21 protein-coding genes are annotated in these 22002 nt (G+C 58.0%); 16 read left to right on the top strand and 5 right to left on the bottom strand.

The features are described 5' to 3' along the window. Positions 1–38 precede the first annotated feature (38 nt). Genes mobB through ML541_RS04030 form a run of 3 tightly spaced genes read right to left on the bottom strand, consistent with a single transcriptional unit; the run spans position 39 to position 2129 of the window. Positions 39–551: a molybdopterin-guanine dinucleotide biosynthesis protein B gene (mobB, locus tag ML541_RS04040; RefSeq protein ID WP_243371052.1), complete on the bottom strand. Its 513-nt coding sequence runs from the start codon at positions 549–551 to the stop codon at positions 39–41. A gap of 16 nt (positions 552–567) precedes the next feature. Then, positions 568–1179, bottom strand: coding sequence for a molybdenum cofactor guanylyltransferase (locus ML541_RS04035; RefSeq protein WP_243371050.1), 612 nt, complete (start codon positions 1177–1179; stop codon positions 568–570). 11 nt (positions 1180–1190) lie between these two features. Beyond that, positions 1191–2129 carry a LysR family transcriptional regulator gene (locus tag ML541_RS04030; RefSeq protein WP_243371048.1) on the bottom strand — a complete coding sequence of 313 codons (939 nt, stop codon included), beginning with the start codon at positions 2127–2129 and terminating at the stop codon, positions 1191–1193. Positions 2130–2506: 377 nt separating this feature from the next. On the opposite strand from ML541_RS04030, the gene extH reads away from it, so the two are divergent. From extH to extKL, 5 genes are all read left to right on the top strand, one after another. Further along, positions 2507–3838: a selenite/tellurite reduction operon rhodanese-like protein ExtH gene (gene extH / locus ML541_RS04025; RefSeq protein ID WP_243371046.1), complete on the top strand. Its 1332-nt coding sequence runs from the start codon at positions 2507–2509 to the stop codon at positions 3836–3838. Positions 3839–3904: 66 nt separating this feature from the next. Further along, a complete protein-coding gene (gene extI, locus ML541_RS04020; protein WP_243371044.1) occupies positions 3905–5110 on the top strand; it encodes a selenite/tellurite reduction operon porin ExtI in 1206 nt (401 codons plus the stop codon). Positions 5111–5182: 72 nt separating this feature from the next. Further along, complete coding sequence (locus ML541_RS04015; RefSeq protein ID WP_243371042.1) at positions 5183–5494, top strand: hypothetical protein; 312 nt, start codon at positions 5183–5185, stop codon at positions 5492–5494. Positions 5495–5539: 45 nt separating this feature from the next. Then, positions 5540–5857 carry a selenite/tellurite reduction operon protein ExtJ gene (extJ, locus tag ML541_RS04010; protein WP_243371040.1) on the top strand — a complete coding sequence of 106 codons (318 nt, stop codon included), beginning with the start codon at positions 5540–5542 and terminating at the stop codon, positions 5855–5857. A gap of 42 nt (positions 5858–5899) precedes the next feature. Further along, on the top strand, positions 5900–7228 hold the full coding sequence (gene extKL, locus ML541_RS04005; RefSeq protein ID WP_279342352.1) for a multiheme c-type cytochrome ExtKL: 1329 nt from the start codon (positions 5900–5902) through the stop codon (positions 7226–7228). Between the two features lie 330 nt (positions 7229–7558). Here the strand turns inward: extKL and ML541_RS03995 are convergent, their stop codons facing one another. Further along, positions 7559–9190, bottom strand: coding sequence for a methyl-accepting chemotaxis protein (locus ML541_RS03995; RefSeq protein WP_243371036.1), 1632 nt, complete (start codon positions 9188–9190; stop codon positions 7559–7561). A gap of 391 nt (positions 9191–9581) precedes the next feature. Here ML541_RS03995 and extJ (ML541_RS03990) point away from each other — a divergent pair, with 391 nt between their 5' ends. The 9 genes from extJ (ML541_RS03990) (at position 9582) to ML541_RS03950 (ending at position 16903) form a co-directional block, all read left to right on the top strand. Continuing rightward, on the top strand, positions 9582–9896 hold the full coding sequence (extJ, locus tag ML541_RS03990; protein ID WP_243371034.1) for a selenite/tellurite reduction operon protein ExtJ: 315 nt from the start codon (positions 9582–9584) through the stop codon (positions 9894–9896). Positions 9897–10113: 217 nt separating this feature from the next. Next, on the top strand, positions 10114–11919 hold the full coding sequence (extM, locus tag ML541_RS03985) for a selenite/tellurite reduction operon c-type cytochrome ExtM (protein ID WP_243371134.1): 1806 nt from the start codon (positions 10114–10116) through the stop codon (positions 11917–11919). Then, positions 11867–13117, top strand: coding sequence for a selenite/tellurite reduction operon b-type cytochrome iron-sulfur cluster-binding subunit ExtO (gene extO / locus ML541_RS03980; RefSeq protein ID WP_243371032.1), 1251 nt, complete (start codon positions 11867–11869; stop codon positions 13115–13117). Before extM ends, extO begins: the two co-directional genes overlap by 53 nt. Further along, a complete protein-coding gene (locus ML541_RS03975) occupies positions 13072–13470 on the top strand; it encodes a ubiquinol-cytochrome c reductase iron-sulfur subunit (RefSeq protein WP_243371031.1) in 399 nt (132 codons plus the stop codon). The genes extO and ML541_RS03975 overlap by 46 nt, the downstream gene beginning before the upstream one ends. Before the next feature lies 1 nt (position 13471). Continuing rightward, positions 13472–14092 (top strand): cytochrome b N-terminal domain-containing protein, encoded by a 621-nt coding sequence (locus ML541_RS03970; protein ID WP_243371029.1) that lies wholly within the window; start codon positions 13472–13474, stop codon positions 14090–14092. A 19-nt stretch (positions 14093–14111) separates the two neighbouring features. Beyond that, positions 14112–14525: a selenite/tellurite reduction operon b-type cytochrome membrane protein ExtQ gene (gene extQ / locus ML541_RS03965; protein WP_243371027.1), complete on the top strand. Its 414-nt coding sequence runs from the start codon at positions 14112–14114 to the stop codon at positions 14523–14525. 29 nt (positions 14526–14554) lie between these two features. Beyond that, positions 14555–15310: a selenite/tellurite reduction operon c-type cytochrome lipoprotein ExtS gene (gene extS, locus ML541_RS03960; RefSeq protein ID WP_243371025.1), complete on the top strand. Its 756-nt coding sequence runs from the start codon at positions 14555–14557 to the stop codon at positions 15308–15310. A 112-nt stretch (positions 15311–15422) separates the two neighbouring features. After that, positions 15423–15617: a ferredoxin gene (locus tag ML541_RS03955; protein ID WP_243371023.1), complete on the top strand. Its 195-nt coding sequence runs from the start codon at positions 15423–15425 to the stop codon at positions 15615–15617. A gap of 35 nt (positions 15618–15652) precedes the next feature. Then, complete coding sequence (locus ML541_RS03950) at positions 15653–16903, top strand: multiheme c-type cytochrome (protein ID WP_243371022.1); 1251 nt, start codon at positions 15653–15655, stop codon at positions 16901–16903. Positions 16904–16966: 63 nt separating this feature from the next. Here ML541_RS03950 and ML541_RS03945 read toward each other — a convergent pair whose 3' ends face one another. After that, entirely contained in the window at positions 16967–17878 is a 912-nt protein-coding gene (locus ML541_RS03945) for a CopD family protein (protein ID WP_243371020.1), read from the bottom strand. A gap of 146 nt (positions 17879–18024) precedes the next feature. Here ML541_RS03945 and ML541_RS03940 point away from each other — a divergent pair, with 146 nt between their 5' ends. Together ML541_RS03940 and ML541_RS03935 are read left to right on the top strand one after the other, a co-directional pair. Further along, positions 18025–18780: a 4Fe-4S dicluster domain-containing protein gene (locus ML541_RS03940; protein ID WP_243371018.1), complete on the top strand. Its 756-nt coding sequence runs from the start codon at positions 18025–18027 to the stop codon at positions 18778–18780. Continuing rightward, on the top strand, positions 18773–21991 hold the full coding sequence (locus tag ML541_RS03935) for a molybdopterin-dependent oxidoreductase (protein WP_243371017.1): 3219 nt from the start codon (positions 18773–18775) through the stop codon (positions 21989–21991). The genes ML541_RS03940 and ML541_RS03935 overlap by 8 nt, the downstream gene beginning before the upstream one ends. The last annotated feature ends 11 nt before the right edge of the window (positions 21992–22002 follow it).

Raw genomic sequence — 22002 nt, 5'->3', positions numbered from 1 at the left:
TCAATGCCTGCCCCCTCCCAGCGGAGGGGGTATTCCTCTTACTTTTCCTTCCTGATGAACCGCTCCACCAGAAAATCCGTGACTGCTGCCGGATTGTTCAGGTCCAGCACTGGCACGTCCAGCGTTAACGGCTGATCGCTGGCGACTGCCACCAGCGTCGGATCATTCTTTTCCCCCCTGCAGATGAGAGTCTCGCTCCGTTCTTTCCGGTTAAGTTCGATCTTGGGCATCCCACCCATCTTGTACCCTTCCGTGATGACGATATCCACATCGTTGAAATAAGTTGCCACCAGTTCTTCCACGTTCGGCGCGGTCTCGTGCTGCTTGATCATGGCCAGTTTCTGTGGCGAGCAGATCAGCATGGTGTCGGCACCGGCGGCGGTGAGCCGGTAACTGTCCTTGCCGGGATAATCGATGTCGAAGCGATGGGCATCATGTTTGATCACCCCCACCCGATAGCCGCGCCCCTTTAAATCGGCGATGACCTTTTCCAGCAGGGTCGTCTTGCCGGTACCAGATTTTGCCACAAATGATACGGCACTTTTTTCCATTTATTACCTCGTTCTTTCAAGTCTGTGGGTGCTGCTTCCGTAACCGTTCCAGATCTGCCGGCGTATTGAGGTTGCAAAAGTCGGTGGCGGTGTCGCCAATGTTTGCCAGCTCCGCTTCCGATATGGTGCGGGTGTTGAGTTTTGGAAAGATATCGAGAATGCAGGGGTTGCCCGCCTCAAGCTGCAAGCGTATCGTCTCCAGGCATGACTTGCCATAAGCGGCGAAGAGTGGTTCGAGACCTGAGCTGGTCCTGGCGACGACGGTGTCGCATTCCTGGCGAAGGGAGAGCAACAGGTCCATCACCCGTTTTGACGGGTAAGGGAGATCGCATGCCGAGACGAAGATATTGGGGGTCTCTGCGTGGTAAAGGCCGGTGTAGAGCCCGCCGAGGGCGCAGCCGGGATAAATGTCGGGGTAGTGGGCCAGATTGTAGCCGGCGAAACGGTCAGGATCGCCGCCGATAATAAGTACCGAGGCGAAGCTGGCGGTAAAGAGCCGAATCACCCGCTCTACCATGGGGCGTCCGTCGATGGGGAGAAAGGCTTTGTCCCGTCCCATGCGCCGGCTTTTGCCGCCGGTAAGGATAATGCCCGTCACAGTGTGGAAATATGATGGTTCTTCGGCCATGGCAGCACGGGTCATGCGTCGGGAATAGCGGCAGAAGAGAGCGATTCCGGAGGATCAACGTTCAGCGCCCGGTAGATGCCGTGGATGAAATCGAGCAGGATCGGATCGATCTTCTGCCCTTCGTTGAGAACAAGGCTGCGGGCTCTGGAAGGTGCGAAACCCGCGGCATGATACGCCACGAGAGTACCTTCATCCAACTGCCTGCCGACCATGCTCCGGGAGATGAAGGTTATTCCTTCGTCGGCCATCACCTGGTCGATGATGAAGGGAATGTCGTCGAAGAAGACGGTGTTGGTGAAGTCGCTGCTGCTTCTCCCCAGGGCCAGCATACTTTTGTCCAGGAAGCGTCGGGCGCAACAGCCGGCCTTCTTGCAGTAGAGCCGCTCTTTGAGCAGTGTCTCGATTGGGACCGTTTTACCCGTGATTCCACGTTTTGGCGAACTGACGAAGATCATCTCATCATCGGGCAGGGGAAAAGTCTTGAATGCCGAGAGGTTCAGCTCTTCGCAGTATTCAATGAGCACCAGGTCGAAGATGCCATCCTTCAGCCCCTGCAGGGCAACCTCCGGCATCTCGAAAACGAAGCTCATTTCGCTGGTTTCGGCATGGGTCGCCATGAATTCCTTGAGAATCCCCGGCAGGTAGCTGGTGCCGAAGGGGAAGGTGCAGCAGAAGCTTTTTTTGCGCCTGCCTGCCTGGGCCTGCAATTCCTTTATCATCTCCCGCTCGATGTCCAGTACCTTTGCCGCCTTGGCGATAAGAATCTCACCCGCCCGGGTCGGCTTCAGTGCCGGCCCTGACCGATCAAGCAAGACCTGACCGTAGTGTTCCTCCAGGCATTGGATTCTTCTCGATACCGCCGATTGGGTGACGCACAGGCTGAGGGCGGCCTTGGAAAAACTGCCGACCTTGGCCAGTATGAGAAGGGTTTTCAGGTAGGTGAAATCCATGTCCTTACCCCAAAGGGTGCTCGTATGCGTAAAACGCATTATACCGATGAAAATCTTTCGTTTGAATATATTGCAGATATTCCGATAGATTACAAGGGTAAAGTTCTCTAATGACGCAACGTTTAGTGGTGAATGCGTAAGCTGTTAACCCCCCTGTTCTGGAGGGAATGTGAAAACGAAGGAGCTCTGATGTGCAGGAAGCGGCATGGTGGATATACGTAAGCCATAAAGGGATGAAAAAAATCAGTTTAAAAATTTTTTGAAATTCCGATGAGTTGAAGAGTGTGTCCGTAGATGGGCTTCCAAACTTCAGGCAAAGGAGGGTGCGGCTTTCTGATGACATGGATGTAAATTAGATTTCACACAAAGGAGGTTGTATGTCTGAAAAGGTGATGAACAAGAGCAGATTGATACTGTTTTCGCTATTGGGCATTCTCGCAATGGCCGCCTTCGCCATCTGGGGGTGCGGAACGAGCGGGTACGACAACCCTACAACCGAGGCGGTAACGACGAAAACCGCAACAGCGCTGATCCAGGCTTCGGATCTGAAACAGTGGGTTGATGCCGGGTTGGTGAATAAGGCTGGGGGGTATGATCGGGTGGTGATCATGGATGTAAGCTCAGCTCCCAACTACAGCACAGCCCACATACCCGGTGCGCAGTATGTCAGCCTGACAGACGATCTGACGCAAAGCCGTGTGGAAGGGCCGATGCTGACTGGGTCGATGGTGCCGGAGGGTGCCAAGATGGACGCACTGATCCAGAAACTGGGAATTGACGCCAATACGACTATTGTCTTTACATCGTCTGAGGCCGAGGTTGGTTCTCCGTGGAATCTTACCCGCGGCTATGCCACGTTCCGTTACTGGGGCTTCCCCAAAAACCGTCTGAAGGTGCTTGACGGTGGCAACAAAGCCTGGAAAGCGGCCGGCTTTGCCATGACCACCGATATTCCAACCATCGCCAGGTCCACCTATGTGGTAACTCCCAACAATGTCAATCGAGTGCGCACCGACCTGCGGGCTTCTCTGACCGACATGATAGCAGCGGTCACAGCAGGCACCGCCACCAACGACTTCATCGACGGCCGTGCTTCCTCACCTACTGTTCCTGGCCCAACTCAAGACTTGATTGATTTGTCAACTCCGCCAACCAAATATGTTGTTTTTGAGGGTCTGGTGAAGGGGGGACGGGCATACGGCTACGCCAACCTCATTGACGCAACGACGAAACAGTTCAAATCCATCGATGCCGTAAAGGCAGGGTTGAATATTTCTGCAACCGCAAAATCGGTCTATACCATCTGTCGTGCCGGCAACATTGCTTCAACACTGTTCTTCGCCATTGACGGTTACGCTTACTACAATGAAGTAGAAACGGGTGCTTTCAAGGCGGTCTGGTACGACGGCTCATGGGGACAGTGGGGGCTGCTGGCATCATCCAACAAGGTTGGCTCATCGACTGTAAACGCAGGTGGCAAACTGGCTGTGGGCTCGGTCTGGGATACTACGCTTCTTACCGACTCGATCTCCTACAATGTTGATGCGGTTCCTGCCCGTGCCATTGTTACCTATAACACCCGGCTTTCCAGTCCAGAGCCATCCCTTGCTGACGGCAACCAGCTTGAAAAGGCCGATGCAGCCTACCGTAGCCCTGTTACTTCATCGACCGGCGGCGCTGCTGCCGGCGGGGGAGGCGGCGGCTGCTGATTTGTGCCCGGTTCGACACCTCCTGCACAGGCAGGGGGGAAACCTGACAAGAAAAGGAGTGCATGCATGATAAAGATAACCAAGGCAGGAAGAAGCTTGACACTGGCCGCCGGTTTGCTTCTGGTCGCCGGCACCGCCTTCGCCGGTCCGCGCATGACCTTCGGTCCCGAGGAAGAGGGAGCGCTGCAGCTCGACTACAAGGGGCAGTTCCAGATGACGGTCCGGGACAGCGGCTCGGGGGCCAATAACGATGACACCACCACCAATTTCAACTTCCGGCGTAACCGCCTGGCACTCATGGGCAAGTATGGCGATATGCTCAGCCTCTATGTCCAGACGGAGTTCACCGAGGATCCCAACGTTACCACCCTCGGTGTCGCCAGCACCAACCAGGGGACGGAATTCCAGCTTCTCGACGCGGTAATGCGCTTCAAGCTCCATGACAGCTTCCGGATCAATGCCGGCAAGTTCAAGTACAATCTGTCCAGGGAAAACCTGGAGGCGTGCGAGATGCCACTGACCCTCGACAGATCGCTCTTCATCCGCACCGCCTACACAACTACCCGCGATACGGGTGTGGCGGTCTGGGGAAATCTCTTCAACGATATCTTTCAGTACCGCATCGATGCCATGGAGGGGCGCAAGGCCGTATCTGGAGAAACCGCACCCAGTTCCAATTTCCGTTATTCGTTCCGCGGACATTTGTCGGTTCTGGATCCGGAAAACGACTATGGCTACAAGGGAACCTACCTGGGCAAGAAGAAGGTGCTGACCGTTGGCGGCGCCTATCAGTTCGAGCCGGACGTGGCTTATGGGGATACGGTGGCCAGGGCCGACAAGAAGGATTACAAGGCCTGGACGGTTGACGGCTTCTTCGAATATCCTCTGGAAGGAATCGGCACCGTCACCGCTTCGGCAGCCTATGAGGACGTGGATTTGGACAATGCCCACAAGGGTGCCAATCCCGACCAGGGAACAATCGGTCTCAACGGACAGAAAAACGGTTGGTATGCCAAGGCGGGCTACATGCTTCCCAACCTGCCGTTGCAGTTCTTCGGCCGCTACGAGAAGTGGCGGTTTGCATCCCTCAATAATATCTTCGATCAGAAAGTTGACTGGTACGGTGGTGGCGCCAACTATTACTTCCGCGGTCAGAACCTGAAGCTTACTTTCGAGGCGTCCCGTACAGACTTCAATAGCGAAGGGACCGTCAACGGTGTCAGGAGCAAGGACTTCACCAGCTTTGTCACCCAATTGCAGCTGATTTTCTGATAACTCGGTCACGGCGGCGGTCCCCGAAGGACCGCCGCCGTAATGTCGCATCCTGCTTGGAAGGATAAACGAATGAAACCAGGAATATGGGCACTTGCCGTTGTATGCACGGCACTTGCGGGCATCGCCGATGCGGACCAGATGGTCATAACCTACCGGTCGGGGCGTATGCAGACCCTGCACCTGGATGAATCGAGCAGCGCCATATCGGGTATCAGCTACCAGCCGGACAACGCAGCAGCGACAGGATCCCCGTCCTCTTTCCTGCCACCGGCGGGTTCTACGGGTAAAACGGCAATAACCGCGGCACCAGGGGCGCAGGGTGCTCCGCAAACCGGCCGCAAGCCGCAGGTACATATGGAGTGGGCGCAGCCTCTGGAATGACCGCTTTTGCGGATCGCAACACCAACCGAAAAAGGAGAATCAGTGATGAAGAGATTGCTTGCAGGAATGTTTACCATCGTTGCCACGACCGCGTTCACCGCGGCCGCCTTTGCTGCAGGATCATGCAGTGGGAAAGTAACTGCCATCGACGGGGAGAAGGTCTCGGTGACGGTGGACAATAATCTGCCTGCCTGGGTGAAGAAGGGTGAGTCCGTTCAGGCCATGGGAGGGGCTCCCAAGATAGTCGATGTGAAGGGGAATGTGGTGGTTCTGAGATTCGGCAAGGCCAAGGCGGCTAAGATCAAGACTGGAAGTACCATGACCATTGGCGAAGCTGCAGGGGACGAGCTCCAGGGCTGTTGAACGATTGGGAGGAATGCGATGAAGCAACGCTTTTACGGCGCCATGGTTCTTCTTGCGGGCCTCTCCCTGCTCCCGGCTCCTGCCATAGCCGGCGGCAAGGCGGGGGTGGGCTGGCAGGAGACCATCGCTGCCAAATCGGGCAAGGCGAAGACCCTTGCCGAGCTGGCAAAGATGTATGACTCCAGTTCCTGCATCCAATGCCACCAGGACAAGCACGACGAAGCGCAGAAATCAATACATTCCCGCTCCATATACGGAACGGGCAGAACAGCATCGACTATCATTTCCGCCATTGAGAATGGCCTCATGGAGGAGCCTTACTCGGGGGTGAAAAGCCCGAAGGATGTGAAGGTGGAGCATCTGATGGGGTGCGCCAAGTGTCATCTGCCGCAGCTGAAAGATGCCGAGGACTCGGTGGCCCAAGAGCTTGTATCCACCCTGTACAGCTGGAAGGATGCCCAGAAGAAAAAGGACAAGGCGGCGGTAAAGCAGGCGGAAGACAAGCTGAAAAGCGTCAATATCAGCTGCCTGATCTGTCACAACCGCAACGCCATCACCCATAAGTGGCAGGATGGCTATCCCAAGGCGGGTGCGGTTTACGGCTCGAAGGACGGGGAACATCCTTCCGACCAGTTCCCAAAAATGGGAGTCAGTCCCATCATGGGCGAATCGATCCAGTGTGGCCAATGCCACGGCATGGGACCGAACATGGAGCTGGATGAGCCGACTCAGTGCTGCACCTCCTATGGCAGTTACCTCTGGGCCTACAAATCGGAAGGGGGCCAGGAGACCTGCCAGGAATGTCACATGAAGAAGAGCAAGCTCGGTCACAACATCCAGTCCTATCGTGATCCTGCCATGACCAAGGCGGCTGTCGATTTCAAGGTGGAGTCCTTCGGCTACCACTGGCGTGACGGTGCCGAGATCAAGCCCAAGGCGGTCGTCAAGGTGGAAATGACCAATCGGGCGGGGCATTCAATCCCCGATGGCTGACCGACTCCCAACCGACTGGTTCTGTCGGTCATTGCAACAACCAAGGATGGCAAGGAAGTTTTCAACCAAGAAAAAATATACATGCCTGTTCCGCAGCAGTTGGGACGGGGTGACCGGATGGGGCGCGGCCCCTACGAGAAGAGCGGCATGATCGAAGACACGGGGTTGCCGCCGGGGAAAACGGTCCATGAGCGATTCGATATCATGTTTCCCCTCGAAGAGGTGGAAGTGGATGGCAAGTTTGTCAACAAACCCACTGCTTACGACCTGGATGTGACCGTGCAGCTCTGGTATCTCCCCTTCGGCACGACAAAGACCGATCCCTTCCTCTGGCACGAAGCAAGCAAAACGATCAGCATCAGCAAGAGCGGCAAATAATCATTGTTGTACCTCCTTGTCATGACCGGCGGAACTCCCGCCGGTCTTTTTTTGTTGAATCCGGGAGTTTTGTGAAATAAAAGGCAGTCGCGACATCGTCCGTTCGCTCTGTCGCTACAGCTGCGGACCTTGCGGTGCCATCCGTTTAATCGTGCCTGACGCTTGAATCGGCGGGATTGCCTCCGTTAACATGCGGCGGGTGTCCGCTCGCCGCTGTAGCTCGTCGCTCTCTCACGATGCCACGACTGCCTTCACGGAAATGTACGAAGAACAAAAAAGGCCGTCCCCGGGAAGGGACAGCCTCAAAAATCGGCATCCGCAGGTGTTCTACTATGCCAGATGAAACTGGCCGATGAGCTGCTGCAGTTCACTGGAGAGGCCGGTGAGCCGGCGAGCCGCTGCCGCCGTTTCCTGGGCGCCCCGTGCCGTACCCTGGACAACGGTGGTGATCTGCAGGATGTTGCTGCTGATCTCTGCTGTGGTGGCGGTCTGCTGCTCGGCGGCCGTTGCCATCTGATTCACCTGCATGGTGACGCTCCCCACCTGATCGAGGATTTCTTCAAGGGCCTTGCCCGATTCGGCGGCTTCGGCGGTGCCCCGCTCAGCCTCAGTGACTCCTTGTTCCATGATGGCAACGGCATCTTCGGTTTCCTGCTGAATGGCCTTGATCATGACGCCGATTTCCTTGGTTGCCTTGGTGGTTCGTTCAGCCAGTGCCCGTACCTCGTCCGCCACCACGGCAAAGCCGCGCCCCTGCTCACCGGCACGGGCCGCCTCGATGGCAGCGTTCAGTGCCAGAAGGTTGGTCTGGTCGGCAATATCCTCGATCGTGCCGATGATTTCGCCGATCTGGTCGCTACGGGTGCCGAGGTTTTCCACCGTTTTTGCCGTCTCACGAACCCGCTCGGCGATTCTGGTCATCTCGGCCACCGTATGGCGGATTACCTCAGAGCCCTTGCCTGCTGTCTCGCTTGCCCGGCGCGCCTCTTCGGCAGCGTTTGAGCAGTTTGCCGCAATCTCGGTGGAAGTGGCGGCCATCTCTTCACTGGCGGTGGCGACGGTGCCGGTTTGGGCGGCTACTTCTTCTGCGCCGGTTGCCATCTGCTCGGCATTGGCGGTCAACTGACCGGCAGCCGCCGCCACCTGTGTGGCGTTGTCGGCTACACCGGCAATGAGCCGGTTGAGGCGGTCGGCCATGACGTTTACCGCTTCGGCCAGCTGGCCGGTTTCATCCTTCCGGTCCATCTGAAGGTGATGGGTAAGGTCGCCCTGGGCGATGGCCCGGGCGAAGTCGACTACACTCATGAGGGGGGCAGTGATCTGTCGCGCTATGAGCAGACCGAAAAGGATGGCGATGACCATGCCGGCGATGGCGAAGCTCGCCATCTCGATGGTTGCATTGCGGGCGGTAGAGTTATTGGCTTTGTTCCGCTGTTCTGCCATGGCAATTTTCATATCGAAGAGCTTTTTGATTGCCTCATCGATCTTGCGCTCGTAGGAGAGCCCCTGGGTCCGCATGATATCCAGGGCCGTCTCCCGGTCGCCACTAAGGGTTGCGGTAACGATTTCCTCCCGCACCGGTCCATACTCCTTGAGGAGATTGCGCAGGAGTGCGAATTGCTTTTTCCCCTCGGCGGTTTCCAGGGTTTTTTCCAGTGCTGTCAGCTGTTCGTCAATGTCAGCATAAAATTTGGTGATGGTCTTGGCATTGGCATGGGCACGCTGGGGGTTGTCGTCGAGGATCATGCCGCGCACATTCACCCGGGCCTTCTGGAAGGCGATTCCGACCATGCCGAATGTTCCCAATGGTTCAGTGTTGAAGATGAACATCTCCTCGGCCTCGTTGGCCAGCATGGTAATCTTCGACGTGCCGATGAAGCCGGCGATTCCGGCGATTAAGGCGACCAATGCGAAACTTGAAACCAATTTCCCTTTCAGATGTGCATTGCGGATGAAGTTCATGCAAAACTCCTTGGGTGAAGTGTTAGTAGAGACTGTGGTTCGGCGTCCGAAGACGAACTCCCTCGTGTGCTGTCCCCCTTTACTTTATGTATCGGTCGGTGGGCCAGTGAGTTTAGGAGCTTGTGGTGAAAAAATGCCCCATGGGGGCATGGCTAGAAATATGCTGTGGTTAGTTTTTGTCAATGATTTGACTTTTACGGTCGCCTCTGACGGGGCATCAGCTTCACAGAATATTGGGCCTCCTTGGGGCGCCGGCAGTAAGGGCCTATAAAAACAAATAGTTCTGCCCGGATTAGTGTCTGCATAATGTGTGGCACCGCGCTTGCACAATGGATGCATTGCCGGCTCCAGCTCCATTTGGGCAACTACAAAACACAGGAGGAAACAGCAGATGAAAAAGATCATGATGGCAGTCGCGGCGGCCCTTGCCGCCCTTTCCCTGGCGGCGGTCGCCTTTGCCGGTGGCTCCTTCTCGGGCAAGGTCACAAAGGTGGACGGTGAAAAAATCACCGTCAAGGCCGACAATGTACCCGCCTGGGTGAAGAAGGGGGCCAATGTGCAGGCCATGGGGGGGGCTCCCAAGGTGCTCAGCGTCAAAGGTGGTGAGATTGTCCTCAAGTTCGGCAAAGCTAAGGCTGCCAAAATCAAGGTCGATTCCACCCTGCGGGTCGGCGAGCTCGCCGGCGAAGAACTCCAGGGATGCTGACCCGAATGCCTCCCCGTCCCAAAAGGCCAGGGGAGGCATTTTTGTTTTTCTGCCTTCCCGGGGGCGTGTGAAGCTTTCTTTCATTTTTCCCGCTATCCATTGCAACCGGCTGGATATTTCCCGTTTGCTGCATTATAGTGACCCATCACCAATAGCGTCACTACAGACCATGGCAATGGAACCTTACATCGTCCCCAAGCTGATCCTTATTCCCAGTATGTTGTTGTTTTTCTTTCTTGCCGGATGCGGCCGGGGTGAATCGACCTGTGTATCGTGCCATCGCGGCATCGAGCATGCCTCTGCCAGCCATGCATCCTGTGTCGCCTGCCATGGCGGCAACGAAAAGGCTCGGAACAAGGATGTCAGCCACAACACCATGTTCGGCCCGAAGAATCCCGCCGACCCGGAACACTGGGAACGGACCTGCGGCGCCTGCCATGCCTATCAACTCGATCGGGTGCGGTCGAACCTCATGTATACCAATACCGGCATGATCAAGAACATCCAGCTGACCTGGGAAGGGGAGAACGGGCGACTTTATGGAGGTCGCGGCGACAAGGTTTTTGATGCTGCCGGTCGGGAGCACCTCCTGCAAGGAGTCAGCGGACTGGATAACCTGTCGGGCGAGCTGTACCGGAAATTCTGCTCCCAATGCCACGTGGGGATTGAAACCAGTGGTGTTTACAGCGCCGGTCACGGGTCGGGCTGCACTGCCTGTCACTTTCCATACAACGACGAGGCCACTTATGAAGGGAAGGACCGGACAGTGAGAGGAAAGGGCTCCTATTCGGCCAGCCATGCCATGGAAAAGCTGCCGGGCAACCAAGTCTGTTACCGCTGCCACAACCGCAGCGGCCGCATTGCACTTTCCTACGAGGGACTGTATGACGGCAATAACGGCCTTGTGCCGACCAGGAGGGGGCTGCCTGGGCCGGTAATGGCCAGCGGCGGCCGCAACCTGGTTCACATCGCCCCCGATGTCCATGCTGCCGCGGGTATGGATTGCATCGACTGTCACACCTCTCGTGACGTCATGGGAGACGGCTATGCCTACGAAAACATGTACCTGCAGACGGAGATAAGCTGTGAGGACTGCCACGGAGGTAGACGCAGCCCACGCCTGCTGGCGCTCGGACGGGAAAACGACCAGCCCCTGCGCGAGTCGCAGAACTACCGCATGCAGATGCGCCACGGCATGCGCATGGTGCTGACCGCCAAGGGGCGCCCCTATTCCAATGTCTTCTACCAGGACGGCACGATCTACGTGCTGGGGAAGAGGAGCGGCAAGCTGTTCAGGAGCAAGGTGATCACCGGCACTCCCGAGCATGCCGTGGTCGGTCACGGGCGGATGGAGTGCTACGCCTGCCATTCCCGGACCGTGGTCCAGTGCTACGGCTGCCACACCACCTACGACAAGGGGCGGATGGGCACCGATTTCATCCGCCAGGAAGAGACGCCGGGCCGGTTCAGCGAAAAGGAAGATTACCGCATGCTCTATCCCTTTCCCCTTGCCATCAATCAGCGGGGACGAATCTCCCCCGTGACTCCGGGCTGCCAGACCTTCATCACAGTCGTGGAGGAAACGGGACTTAGGTCGAAGAATGAATACGTGGCCCGCTACAAGGGAAAGAATCAGCTCCGTTTTGCCCCCTTTTATTCCCACAATACCGGCAAAAAAGCGGTCGGCTGCAAGGAGTGCCACGGCAATCCGGCCTTTCTCGGTTTCGGGCAGCATGTGATTGCGGGGAACAGTATCGAAGGCACCATGATCTGCGAGCGCTCAGCCGACAAGCCGTTGGACGGCTTCCTGACGCTGCAACAGGGAAGGGTGAAGGCCTACTCGGCGATCACCAGGGAGAAATCACGGCCGCTGGACGGCAAGGAAGTGAAAAGGACTCTTGCGGTCAATCTCTGCCTTGTCTGCCATCTGGGCGCCAAGGACCCCATTTACAGGAAGGAGCTGGATTATCGTGCGCTGGACGATGCTTTACATCGCCGCCTGCTTTCTGATCGCAGCCGCTAGTACCGTCGCGGCAGAAGAAAATTGCCGGGTCTGCCACCGGGTTGCCGTCAGCGGCATCCATGCCACCCTTGCCTGCAAGGATTGCCATGGTGATGATTCGGCTACCATTGCCGATCCAGCCTCAACCGTGCATAAGGCAAAAGGGTGCACCGGTTGCCACAACGGCTACGGCCGGTTTTTCGACCATGCCATGGCAACGCGAGTAAGGGAAAAACAGTTTGTGGAAAAATCTTTCGCAAAAGCTGACCCGCACTTTTTCGAGCGAAACTGCCAGTCCTGCCACCTGAGTGGGTGCACCGATTGTCATGGCGGCAGCGGTCACGCCCTGGCCGGGGCAAGGGATCGCAGCTGCTTTGCCTGCCACCGGGGCTACTTCGTTGGCGGCGAATACTACGGCATGGCGCCCCGGGAGGACAGTCTCCGCTATCAGCGGGGTGAGAGCGCCTATGGTGAGACTTTCCTCAAGATGCTCCCCGATGTCCACGCTGAGGCAGGCATTGCCTGCGGCACCTGCCATACCATGAAAAGCCTGATCGTCGGGGCCAGGGCGGCGAAAGCGTGCCGAGACTGCCATCTGCCCAGCAATAAGGTGCTGGAACACCGGATAAAGGGGCACCTGGAGCGGATGGAATGCTACGCCTGCCACTCGGCGTGGGGCGCCCAGGAGTACGGCACCTTCTATCTGCGCTTTACGGACAGTCCTTCCATTGAAAACTACCGGCTGAAGACCGTCAACGGCCAGTATGTTAAGAGCGCCTATCTGAAGAAGCAGGACGCCCCGCCGCTCGGGGTCAATGCCCGGGGCATGGTCAGTCCGATCCGTCCCCAGTTCGTCGCCTACTTCAGCGATATCCGCAACGATCGGGTGCAGGGGGAGGAGAACCGGCTGCTGACCGCTTCGTGGAAGGCCTTTTTCCCCCACACGGTGCGGCGGGGTACGGTCATGTGCGACGGTTGTCATGACGCGCCGCGGCGCTTCCTCATGGAAGGGAAGGAGGACCGCATCTACCGGTTGCAGGAGGACGGCATGAGGCTTCCTTCCTTTTGGGACCGGAGCGGGCAGGAGGTCACAAACGGCGCCTTTCTCAGTCCTGCCCGATACCGGGCGGTCACCGGCCGCAGTGCTGCATATCAAAGGGCCTATGTGGAAAAATGGAAAAGCTTGACAGATCGCGTCGACAATTCATCATCACCCTGATCAGCCTTCTCTCGGGCCTTTTTCTGCTGAGGAAGTTTCTGGTGACGGGAAAGGCGCGGAAGAAGGTGCTCCTTTCCGTGGCCAAGGCCGATATTCCTCCCCTGGGTGCCTTGGTCTATCGCCAGTCGCGGGTGGCGGTCATCGGGGGGGAGGGTCCCGTCACCGCCTTAAGCCTGGTCTGCACCCACCTGGGGTGTACGGTGACGGTGACCCCCCAGGGATTGACCTGCCCCTGCCACGGCAGTGCCTTCGACAGGCAGGGGAGGGTCCTCAAGGGGCCGGCCGACCGCCCACTTGTCCGCCTGCCCATCGAGGACCGGGGCGACCACATTGTCGTGCTGGCAGGGGGGTAGAGTGATCAAGGAATTTCTCAAACATCTCTTTCCGCGGGTCGTGCTGAAGGACAACCTCCGTTTCACCTATACCTTCTGCTTGGGGGGGATGGCCTTTACCGCCTTCTCCCTGCTCATTGCCTCGGGAATGCTGCTGCTCTTCTATTACCAGCCATCCCCGGACAAGGCCTTCGACTCCATTCTCCTGCTGGAGTCGTCGGTCTACGGCGGGCGCTATCTGCGCAGCCTGCATCGCCTTGCCTCCCATTTCTTTCTCGTGTTCATATTTCTCCATGCCCTGCGGGTCATTCTCACCGGTGCCTACCAGAGGCCCCGGCACCTGAACTGGGTGGTGGGCTTGTTCCTGCTCTGTCTGGCCGTGTTCGCCGCCTACACCGGCTATCTGCTCCCCATGGACCAACTCGCCCTCTGGGCGTCCCAGACCGGTATGGAACTGCTCAACACTGCACCCTTCGGCGGTGCCATCAGGGACGTGCTCGTCCCCGACGGGGTCGGCCAGCCCCTGTCGCTCCTTCGCTTCTATGTACTGCATATCGTGCTGGTGCCCCTGGCCGTTCTGCTCCTCTCGTTTCTCCATTTCTACCGGATCAGGAAAAACAAGGGAATTCTGCCGTATCTGTGAACCTTATCTCGGGAGCGTTATGAAACAGTACATAAAGAGTTCGCCCCACTTCTTTCGCCTGATCAAGATGGCGACGGTCGCTGCCGTTCTGGCGATCGCGCTCCTGGCGGTCCTTATCCCTGCCCCCCTCCAGGAGCCGGCTTCCCTGTCGAAGGTGCCCAATCCTGTCAAATCGGCCTGGTTTCTCCTCTGGATCCAGGAACTGGTCAGCTACTCCAAATACCTGATTTATGCCGTGGCCGCCACCGGGCTCTTTTTTCTCTTCCTTCCCTGGTTGCCGAGCCGTGAAGGGAGCGAGACCGCCCGCTGGTTCCCCGGAGGGCAGCGGTGGGTGACGGCAGTGACCCTCGCGGTCTTTGTCGCCATCGTAGCGTTAACCGTTATCGCCATGTTCTTCAGAGGTGCCAACTGGTCGCTGGTCGTCTTTTCATAATCATTCTCCTGATTCTTCCTGTCCCCGCCATGGCGGCGCAACGAAGTGTCTGCCTGTCCTGCCATCCGGTCCATCATGGGGATTGCGGCAATTGTACCGGTTGCCACCGGGGCAACGATCGCAGCGAGCGGAAAAACATCGCCCACGCCGGACTGATTGGTGGTTACTATGCCCACTTCACCATCCCGGGAAGTCCCATCGTGGCCGAGGGTAAAAAGCTCATCGATGCCGCTGGCTGCAGGCGCTGCCACCGGACTGGGGGAAAGGGGAATGGACTGGCTTCCGATCTGGATCGGTTCTTCCTTGAGGCCTCGCCGAAGGAGATCGCCTCCGCGATAAAGGAACCGGTGCTTTATATGCCGCATTTCCGCTTTACCGACGGGCAGCTAACGGCGCTGGTCAATGCCGTTGCAGAGGGAAGCAGACAGGAGGCGGAGCCTCGGGGCGAGACGGTGCGGGTGGTTCATTTTGCAGATAAAAATCTGGAAAATAGCTTTGTCAAACGATGTGGTTCCTGTCACAAACTGTTGAGCGAGGCCTACGGTGGCCTGGGGAGTGGCCGGATCGGTCCGAACCTCTCGGGGATTTTCAGCGAATTTTATCCCGTCACTTTTTCGGGGAAAGAGCGCTGGAACGAAGTAAACCTGAAAAGATGGCTGAAGAACCCACGCATGGTACGCCCCAATGCCCTGATGCCGCCCGTCCCCGTATCGGCCGCAGAGTTCAGGCAACTGCTGGATGCCCTGGTGGTAAGCCGTCGCGGCAAAGGTCCATTGCGAAAATAGTCGGTCAAAGCCCGTCCCTTGCACTCCTGCAGGTTGTTTATTACTGAACCCATGCTAATCTTTCTGTAGCAAGGCTGTGGAAACTTACCTAATTTCCGGGGGAGGTCGAGCTATGGCAAAGATAGCGTATGTGGATCAGGACGTATGCATCAGCTGCGGTCTGTGCGTGAACAATCTTTCGGCAGTGTTCCGCTTCAACGAGGACGGCAAGGCGGAGTGCTACAATCCGGAGGGTGCTGCAGAAGACGAAATTCAGCGGGAGGCCATCGATGCCTGTCCAGTTTCGTGCATCCACTGGAAGGAGTAACGAACGTTCTCCAATTCAGCGGCAGAGGAGGAAGCATGAGACGAAGCTATCATTTTATTTCGATTGCGGTCGGTCTGTTCGGCCTCTTCATCGCCCTATCTGCCAACGGGCTTGCTGCATCGCCAGGGGGGACGGGACAGAAGAAGGGCAAATCCCAGTGCATCAGCTGCCATGAAAAGGTTTCTGCCGGGATCGTCAGCCAGTTCCTTGCCGGAAAGATGGGGAAAGCTCTGGATTGTTCGGACTGCCATGGCTCCGAACACACATCAGAAGCGGATGTGGCCAAAGCAAAACTGCCCACCCCGGAGACCTGCGGAAGGTGCCATGCCGGTAGAGTTCAGCAGTACCGGGAAGGGAAACACGCCCTGGCCTGGGCTGCGATGAAGGCGATGCCGATGCTGAACCACCAACCTCCGGGGGTTGGCGGCGGGGGGCTGAAAGGGTGCTCAGCGTGCCATAAGATCGGTGAGAAGGCAGCATCCGAGCTGACCCGCTATGGCAGCGGCGCCTGCGATTCATGCCATACGCGGCACAGTTTTTCGGTGAAGGAGGCACGAGATCCGCGGGCCTGTCGGACCTGTCACATGGGCTTTGATCATCCCCAATGGGAAATGTGGCAGACCTCCAAGCATGGCACCATCTGGGAACTGGAGCCGACCAGCGGCCGGGCGCCCACCTGCCAGACCTGCCACATGCATGACGGCAACCATGGGGTCATGACCGCCTGGGGATTCCTCGCCCTGCGCATGCCGGAAGATGACAAGGCATGGTTGGAAGATCGCATCACCATCCTCAAGGCGATCGGCGTCCTGGATGAAAAGGGGAACCCGACGGAACGGTTCGATGCGGTGAAAGGGGCCAAGGTGGCCCGGTTGGACAAGGAGAGCTTCGACAGGGAACGGAACAAGATGATCCATACCTGCTCCAGCTGCCATTCCCGCAGCTATGCGGAGACGAACTTGAAGGCGGGAGACGACATCATTCGTGAAACCGACCGGATCTTTGCCGATTCCATCCGCACCGTCAAAGCTCTCTACGATGATGGGATTTTGAAAAAGCCTGCCGATTGGAAATACGCCCCCGATCTTTTACAGTTCTACGAGGCAAAAACAGCAGCCGAACAGGAACTGTACCTGATCTTCCTCGAATACCGGCAGCGGGCGTTCCAGGGCGCTTTCCACGCCAACCCCGACTACATGCACTGGTATGGGTGGGCCAAGGTGAAGGAGGCGGCGACACGCATCAAGGAGGATGCGGAAAACCTCAGGCGGGAGAAGAACAAATAATAGAACTAATGACAAACTGGAAAGAAAAGGCGGGGCAATCAAATGCTCCGCCTTTTTTGTACCTTACCAGCTCCAGCGCCAGGCGGCCAGGATCAGAATGATGCAGAAGACGATGGTGAGATTCATGTAGGCCATGAAGTAAAAGACCATTTCGTGGAGCGGGCGTCCTTGTTTAGTTTCCCCCGGCACCAGCGTGGCGACGACCGGCATGGCGAGTACCTTGTCTTCCCCGTGGGGGGCCAGCTTCAGCGCCTCCGTGAGGTTGGTGCCGGCGGCATGGCGGCGCATGTGGTCGCCGTCCTTCCAGAGCCTGCTCGCCGTAACGTCATAGACCCTCCCGTTGTATCCGAAGCAGGCAGGCATGCCTTCCTTGCCGTTGCAGTCATCCAGGTCCGCCGTTGTCATTTCCGGCTTGATGCTCCCTTTGCCCCCCTTTTTCTTCTGCCGCAGTCTGGGACCGATGACCAGCACCACGAATAGCGCCGAGATGACCATGATGAGAAACAGTCCGATCTTTACGGACAGGAGAATCCCGAAACGGCTCTGGAAGAGGTCGGCGAGGGATGAGAAGCGGAAGACCGTGAGAAATGCGCCGGTGAGCCCCATGACCAGCATGGAGACGAGCCCGACGAGCATTTCCCCCCGTGGCAAACCGTTGGCGGCGTAGGCGGGTTTGAGCACCAGGTGGACATAGAGGATGGTGCCGAACCAGAGGAAGGCAGTCAGGATGTGGAGATACCCGGCGCCAAACCTGAGCAGGCGCAAGCTCGACGGTGGGGACTGTCTCCAGTCGCTTAAGGTTGCCGCATACTCCTTCCCTGCCGGGGTCAGTTCTCCCCCACCCGAGCTGCTTACGTGGCAGGCGGAGCAGGCCCGGCCCGTTTTCTGCGCATATTCCTCGGTGCAGAAGGCGGCGGCCGGGAGCATGAGGGCCAAAATGGCGACTGCCAACAGGATCAGAAGGGTTCTTTTCATAGCAGCCTTATAACCCACGCCAATGCCAACTGTCAATTGCAGTCTGCCGCTGTTCATGGTACTTTTTCCGCTGTAGCCATTTCCATGGCTCATCTCTTGTCGGCACGGGGAAAGGTGCGGCGGAGATGACCGAACCGGGTGGTGTTATGGAGAAAGACATCCTGATAGTTATGCAGGAGGACCTGGAGCGCGCCCTGCAGAAACGGGCTGAGGACCGCCGCTGGGCCATGCTCATCGATACGCGCAAATGTGTCGGCTGCCATGCCTGCACCATTGGCTGCGTTTCGGAAAACAAGCTGCCGCCGAAGCTCTATTACCGGCCTGTTTACGAGTACGAGCGGGGGAAATTCCCCAGGGTAAAGCGGAGCTGGCTGCCCCGACCCTGCATGCAGTGCGACCGGCCACCCTGCGTCGGGGCCTGCCCGGTTAAAGGCCCGGACGGCGCCACCTGGAAGGAGAGCAAGGGCATCGGCAGCGGCATTGTACCCATCAACTATGCCAGGTGCATCGGTTGCGGCAAATGTGTTACCGCTTGCCCCTACCAGGCCAGGACCATGGACGACGGCTCATTCCATACGGTGGGGACACCGCAGCTGCAGGGCTACGAAGCGCTCTCCGCCTTCGAATACGGCAGAAGACTGGAGCGTAAGGATAAGGGACTCCCAGTGGGCAAAGCGCGCAAGTGCCACTTCTGCATCCACCGCCTGGCCAACGGCATGCTTCCCCAGTGCATCACCACCTGCATCGGCAGGGCAGGCTATTTCGGCGACGAGAGCGATCCCGGAAGCCTCATTGCCCAGGTGAAGAAAGGGCACAAGGTCCAGGTGCTGAAGAAGAAACTCGGCACGGAGCCGCGGGTTTACTACATAGCCGATGAAAAGCTGGAGGTGATCCATGGCTGACCGGGAAGAGAGGGACCTGCGCCCGGGCATGAGCCGCAGGAGGTTTCTCAAGACCAGTGCCATGGCCGGTTGTACCGCACTGGTTGCCTCCCAACTGGAATTCATCCATGGAGTCCTGGCACGGGTCGAGGCGGCGGAACTGACGGAGATGGAGGCCTACGAGTTGCTGCGGGTGGACCGAAATCTCCATACCGCCTGCTTGAACTGCAATACCGGCTGTGGACTGAAGGTGAAGATCATCGACGGCGTCATTGCCAAGATCGACGGTAACCCTTACAGCCCATTTACCCTCCATCCACATCTCTCCATGGCTGCATCCCCTTTCAAGACGCCCAAGGTGGATGGTGCCATCTGTGCAAAAGGGCAATCGGCCCACCAGGGGGCCTATGATCCCTACCGGATCCGCAAAGTCCTGAAGCGGGCGGGGAAGCGGGGGGAAGGCAAATGGATTTCCGTCCCCTTTCAGCAAGCCATCGATGAGATCGTCAATGGCGGGCAGCTTTTCCATCATGTGCCGGGGGAAGAAAAGCGGCAGGTGACAGGCCTCAAAGAGCTGTATGCCATGCGGGATCCGCAGCTCTTCCGGGAGATGGCGGATGATGTGACCCTTATTCGCAGCAAGAAAATGACGGTGGCCGAATTTAAGCTCAAGCACGCCGCCGACCTGCACCTGCTCATCGATCCGAATCATCCCGATTTCGGGCCGAAGAACAACCAGTTCATCCATTGCTGGGGGCGGATCAAGGGGGGGCGGAGCGACTTTGCCCGGCGTTTCACCGATGCCTTCGGCACGGTCAATACCCATGGGAATACCACCGTCTGCCAGGGCTCTCTCGCCTTTGCCTGCAAGGCCATGAGCGAGCAGTACGCGGGCAACGGCTTCGCGGATGGCCGGACCTTTTATTGGCAGGCGGACCAGGAATATGCCGAGTATATCCTCTTCGTCGGCGCCAACCTCTTCGAAGCCAACTTCGGTCCTCCCAACCGTACGCCGCGCATGACCGAACGGCTGGCGACGGGCAAGCTGAAGGTGACGGTCGTCGATCCGCGCTTCACCCGGCTTGCCGCCAAGGCCCAGCGGTGGGTGCCGATCAAGCCGGGAACTGACGCTGCCTTTGCCATGGGGATGACCCGCTGGATCCTTGAGAACAAACGCTTCGACGCCACCTACCTGGCCAATGCCAACAAAGCAGGCGCCACCAAGGATCAGGAGCCGACCTGGAGCAACGCCTCCTGGCTGGTGAAGATCGATGCTGACGGCAGACCCGGTGCCTTTCTCCGGGCTTCCGAAATCGGGCTGAAGCCCAAGGAGGTGCGGGCAGGCAGGGACGGCAAGCAATACGATTTCGAGTACCTGGTGGCCCTGCGGGACGGGGAGCCTGTTGCCTTCGATCCCAACGATACAAGGCTGCGGGTCAGGGGAGAGCTGTTCGTCGATATGGTGCTCAAGGGGGAACACGGCCCGGTGCGGGTGAAGAGCTCGCTGCAGCTCATGCTGGAGGAATCGCGGAAAAGAACATTGGCGGAATATGCGGCCATTTGCGGCATTGAGCCGGGGGTGATCGAGGCGGTGGCGCGGGAATTCACCTCCCACGGCAAGAAGGCCTGCGTCGAAATCCATCGCGGCGCCGTGCAGCACACCAACGGCTTTTATGCTGCGTCCGCACTGATGAACCTGAACCTGCTCGTTGGCAATTTCGACTGGAAGGGGGGCATGATCGCCCCTTCGACTTTCAACTATGACGGCAGCAGCAACGACCGTCAGCCTTACAGCCTGAAGAAACATACCCCGCACACCGGCACACCCTTCGGCCTTTCCGTCATCCGCCACGGTGCGACTTACGAGGAATCGACCCTCTTTGCCGGGTATCCGGCCAAACGCAACTGGTGGCCCCTTTCCGCCGATGTCTACCAGGAGATACTCCCCTCCATTGCCGAGGCCTACCCATATCCCATAAAGGCACTTTTCTCATACATGGGAAGCCCGTCCTATGCCCTTCCCGCCGGGGACAAAGGCATTGCCGCTCTCACCGACCTGGAACGGGTGCCCCTCTACTTTGCCAGCGATATAACAATCGGCAGCACCAGCATGTACGCCGATTATGTCTTCCCGGATCTCCATTTTCTGGAGCGGTGGGAATTCCAGGGTTCCCATCCCAATATGCCGCTCAAGGTGCAGCCGGTCCGGCATCCGCTGATCGTCTCCCCCAACGAGGTGGTGAAGGTATTCGGTGAGGACCAGCCTATCTCCTTTGAAACCCTCTGGCTGGCCCTGGCGGAAAAACTGGGATTGTCCGGCTTTGGCACGGAGGGCTTCGGACCGGGTCTGGACCTGAAAACTCCGGAGCAGTTTTACTGGCGGCTTGTCGCCAACCTTGCCTACGACGGCAGGGAGCCGGTGGCCGATGCGGGACACGAGGAGGTGGGCCTCTTCTTCGATGGCCATCGGCATCTCCCCAGAAGCGTCATGAGGATCGAACAGGCGGGGGACCTGGAAACCATCCAGTTGAGCAAAGCCATTCACATCCTCAACCGGGGGGGGCGCTTCGATCCTCCCGAGGCAGCCTATGACGGCGATTATGCGGCGAACCGCTACGGCCGGCTCATCAACCTCTACCAAGAAAAGACGGCCCTGGTGAAGGATGCCTTTACCGGCAAGAGCTTCCATGGTCTTCCAGGCTATCATCCCGTAGCTGACACCCTGGACCGGAAACCGGCGGCGCTGGCCAAAGGGTATCACCTCCAACTCATCAGCCAGAAGGACGTCAGGATGACCAATAGCCGCACCATCAGCAATCAGTACCTCAGCGAGCTGGTGCCTGAAAATACATTGGTTGTCAATGCGGCTGACGGCAGGAGGCTGGGTTTGAAAAACGGCGAGCGGGTCAAGGTGGTCTCAGCCAGCAACCCGCGGGGGGAGTGGGATCTGGGCAATGGCGTGAAGAAGCCGATTGTCGGGCGGGTACAGCTGAGCGAGGGAATTCGCCCCGGCGTCGTCACCTTCAGCCATGGTCACGGCCTCTGGGCGACCGGTGCCACAGATATGGTCATTGACGGCATACTAATCAAGGGGGATCCGCGCCGCGCCGGCGGGGTCAATGCCAATGCGTCCATGTGGCTCGATCCGCACCTGAAGAACACCTGCATGCTTGACAAGGTAGGGGGGAGCGTCTCCTTCTATGATACGCAGGTGCGCCTGGTGAAGGTTTAGCCCCTGGTGCC

The organism is Geotalea sp. SG265, assembly GCF_022808985.1.
Lineage (GTDB): Bacteria > Desulfobacterota > Desulfuromonadia > Geobacterales > Geobacteraceae > Geotalea.
The sequence above is the reverse complement of the archived record's forward strand: the minus strand, read 5'-3'. Positions and strand labels throughout refer to the sequence as shown.

Excerpts from the sequence above, each read along its gene's own strand:
- mobB (WP_243371052.1), bottom strand. The coding sequence starts at position 551 with ATGGAAAAAAGTGCCGTATCATTTGTGGCAAAATCTGGTACCGGCAAG.
- ML541_RS04035 (WP_243371050.1), bottom strand. The coding sequence starts at position 1,179 with ATGGCCGAAGAACCATCATATTTCCACACTGTGACGGGCATTATCCTT.
- ML541_RS04030 (WP_243371048.1), bottom strand. The coding sequence starts at position 2,129 with ATGGATTTCACCTACCTGAAAACCCTTCTCATACTGGCCAAGGTCGGC.
- extH (WP_243371046.1), top strand. The coding sequence starts at position 2,507 with ATGTCTGAAAAGGTGATGAACAAGAGCAGATTGATACTGTTTTCGCTA.
- extI (WP_243371044.1), top strand. The coding sequence starts at position 3,905 with ATGATAAAGATAACCAAGGCAGGAAGAAGCTTGACACTGGCCGCCGGT.
- ML541_RS04015 (WP_243371042.1), top strand. The coding sequence starts at position 5,183 with ATGAAACCAGGAATATGGGCACTTGCCGTTGTATGCACGGCACTTGCG.
- extJ (WP_243371040.1), top strand. The coding sequence starts at position 5,540 with ATGAAGAGATTGCTTGCAGGAATGTTTACCATCGTTGCCACGACCGCG.
- ML541_RS03995 (WP_243371036.1), bottom strand. The coding sequence starts at position 9,190 with ATGAACTTCATCCGCAATGCACATCTGAAAGGGAAATTGGTTTCAAGT.
- extJ (WP_243371034.1), top strand. The coding sequence starts at position 9,582 with ATGAAAAAGATCATGATGGCAGTCGCGGCGGCCCTTGCCGCCCTTTCC.
- extM (WP_243371134.1), top strand. The coding sequence starts at position 10,114 with ATGTTGTTGTTTTTCTTTCTTGCCGGATGCGGCCGGGGTGAATCGACC.
- ML541_RS03975 (WP_243371031.1), top strand. The coding sequence starts at position 13,072 with ATGGAAAAGCTTGACAGATCGCGTCGACAATTCATCATCACCCTGATC.
- extQ (WP_243371027.1), top strand. The coding sequence starts at position 14,112 with ATGAAACAGTACATAAAGAGTTCGCCCCACTTCTTTCGCCTGATCAAG.
- extS (WP_243371025.1), top strand. The coding sequence starts at position 14,555 with ATGGCGGCGCAACGAAGTGTCTGCCTGTCCTGCCATCCGGTCCATCAT.
- ML541_RS03955 (WP_243371023.1), top strand. The coding sequence starts at position 15,423 with ATGGCAAAGATAGCGTATGTGGATCAGGACGTATGCATCAGCTGCGGT.
- ML541_RS03950 (WP_243371022.1), top strand. The coding sequence starts at position 15,653 with ATGAGACGAAGCTATCATTTTATTTCGATTGCGGTCGGTCTGTTCGGC.
- ML541_RS03945 (WP_243371020.1), bottom strand. The coding sequence starts at position 17,878 with ATGAAAAGAACCCTTCTGATCCTGTTGGCAGTCGCCATTTTGGCCCTC.
- ML541_RS03940 (WP_243371018.1), top strand. The coding sequence starts at position 18,025 with ATGGAGAAAGACATCCTGATAGTTATGCAGGAGGACCTGGAGCGCGCC.
- ML541_RS03935 (WP_243371017.1), top strand. The coding sequence starts at position 18,773 with ATGGCTGACCGGGAAGAGAGGGACCTGCGCCCGGGCATGAGCCGCAGG.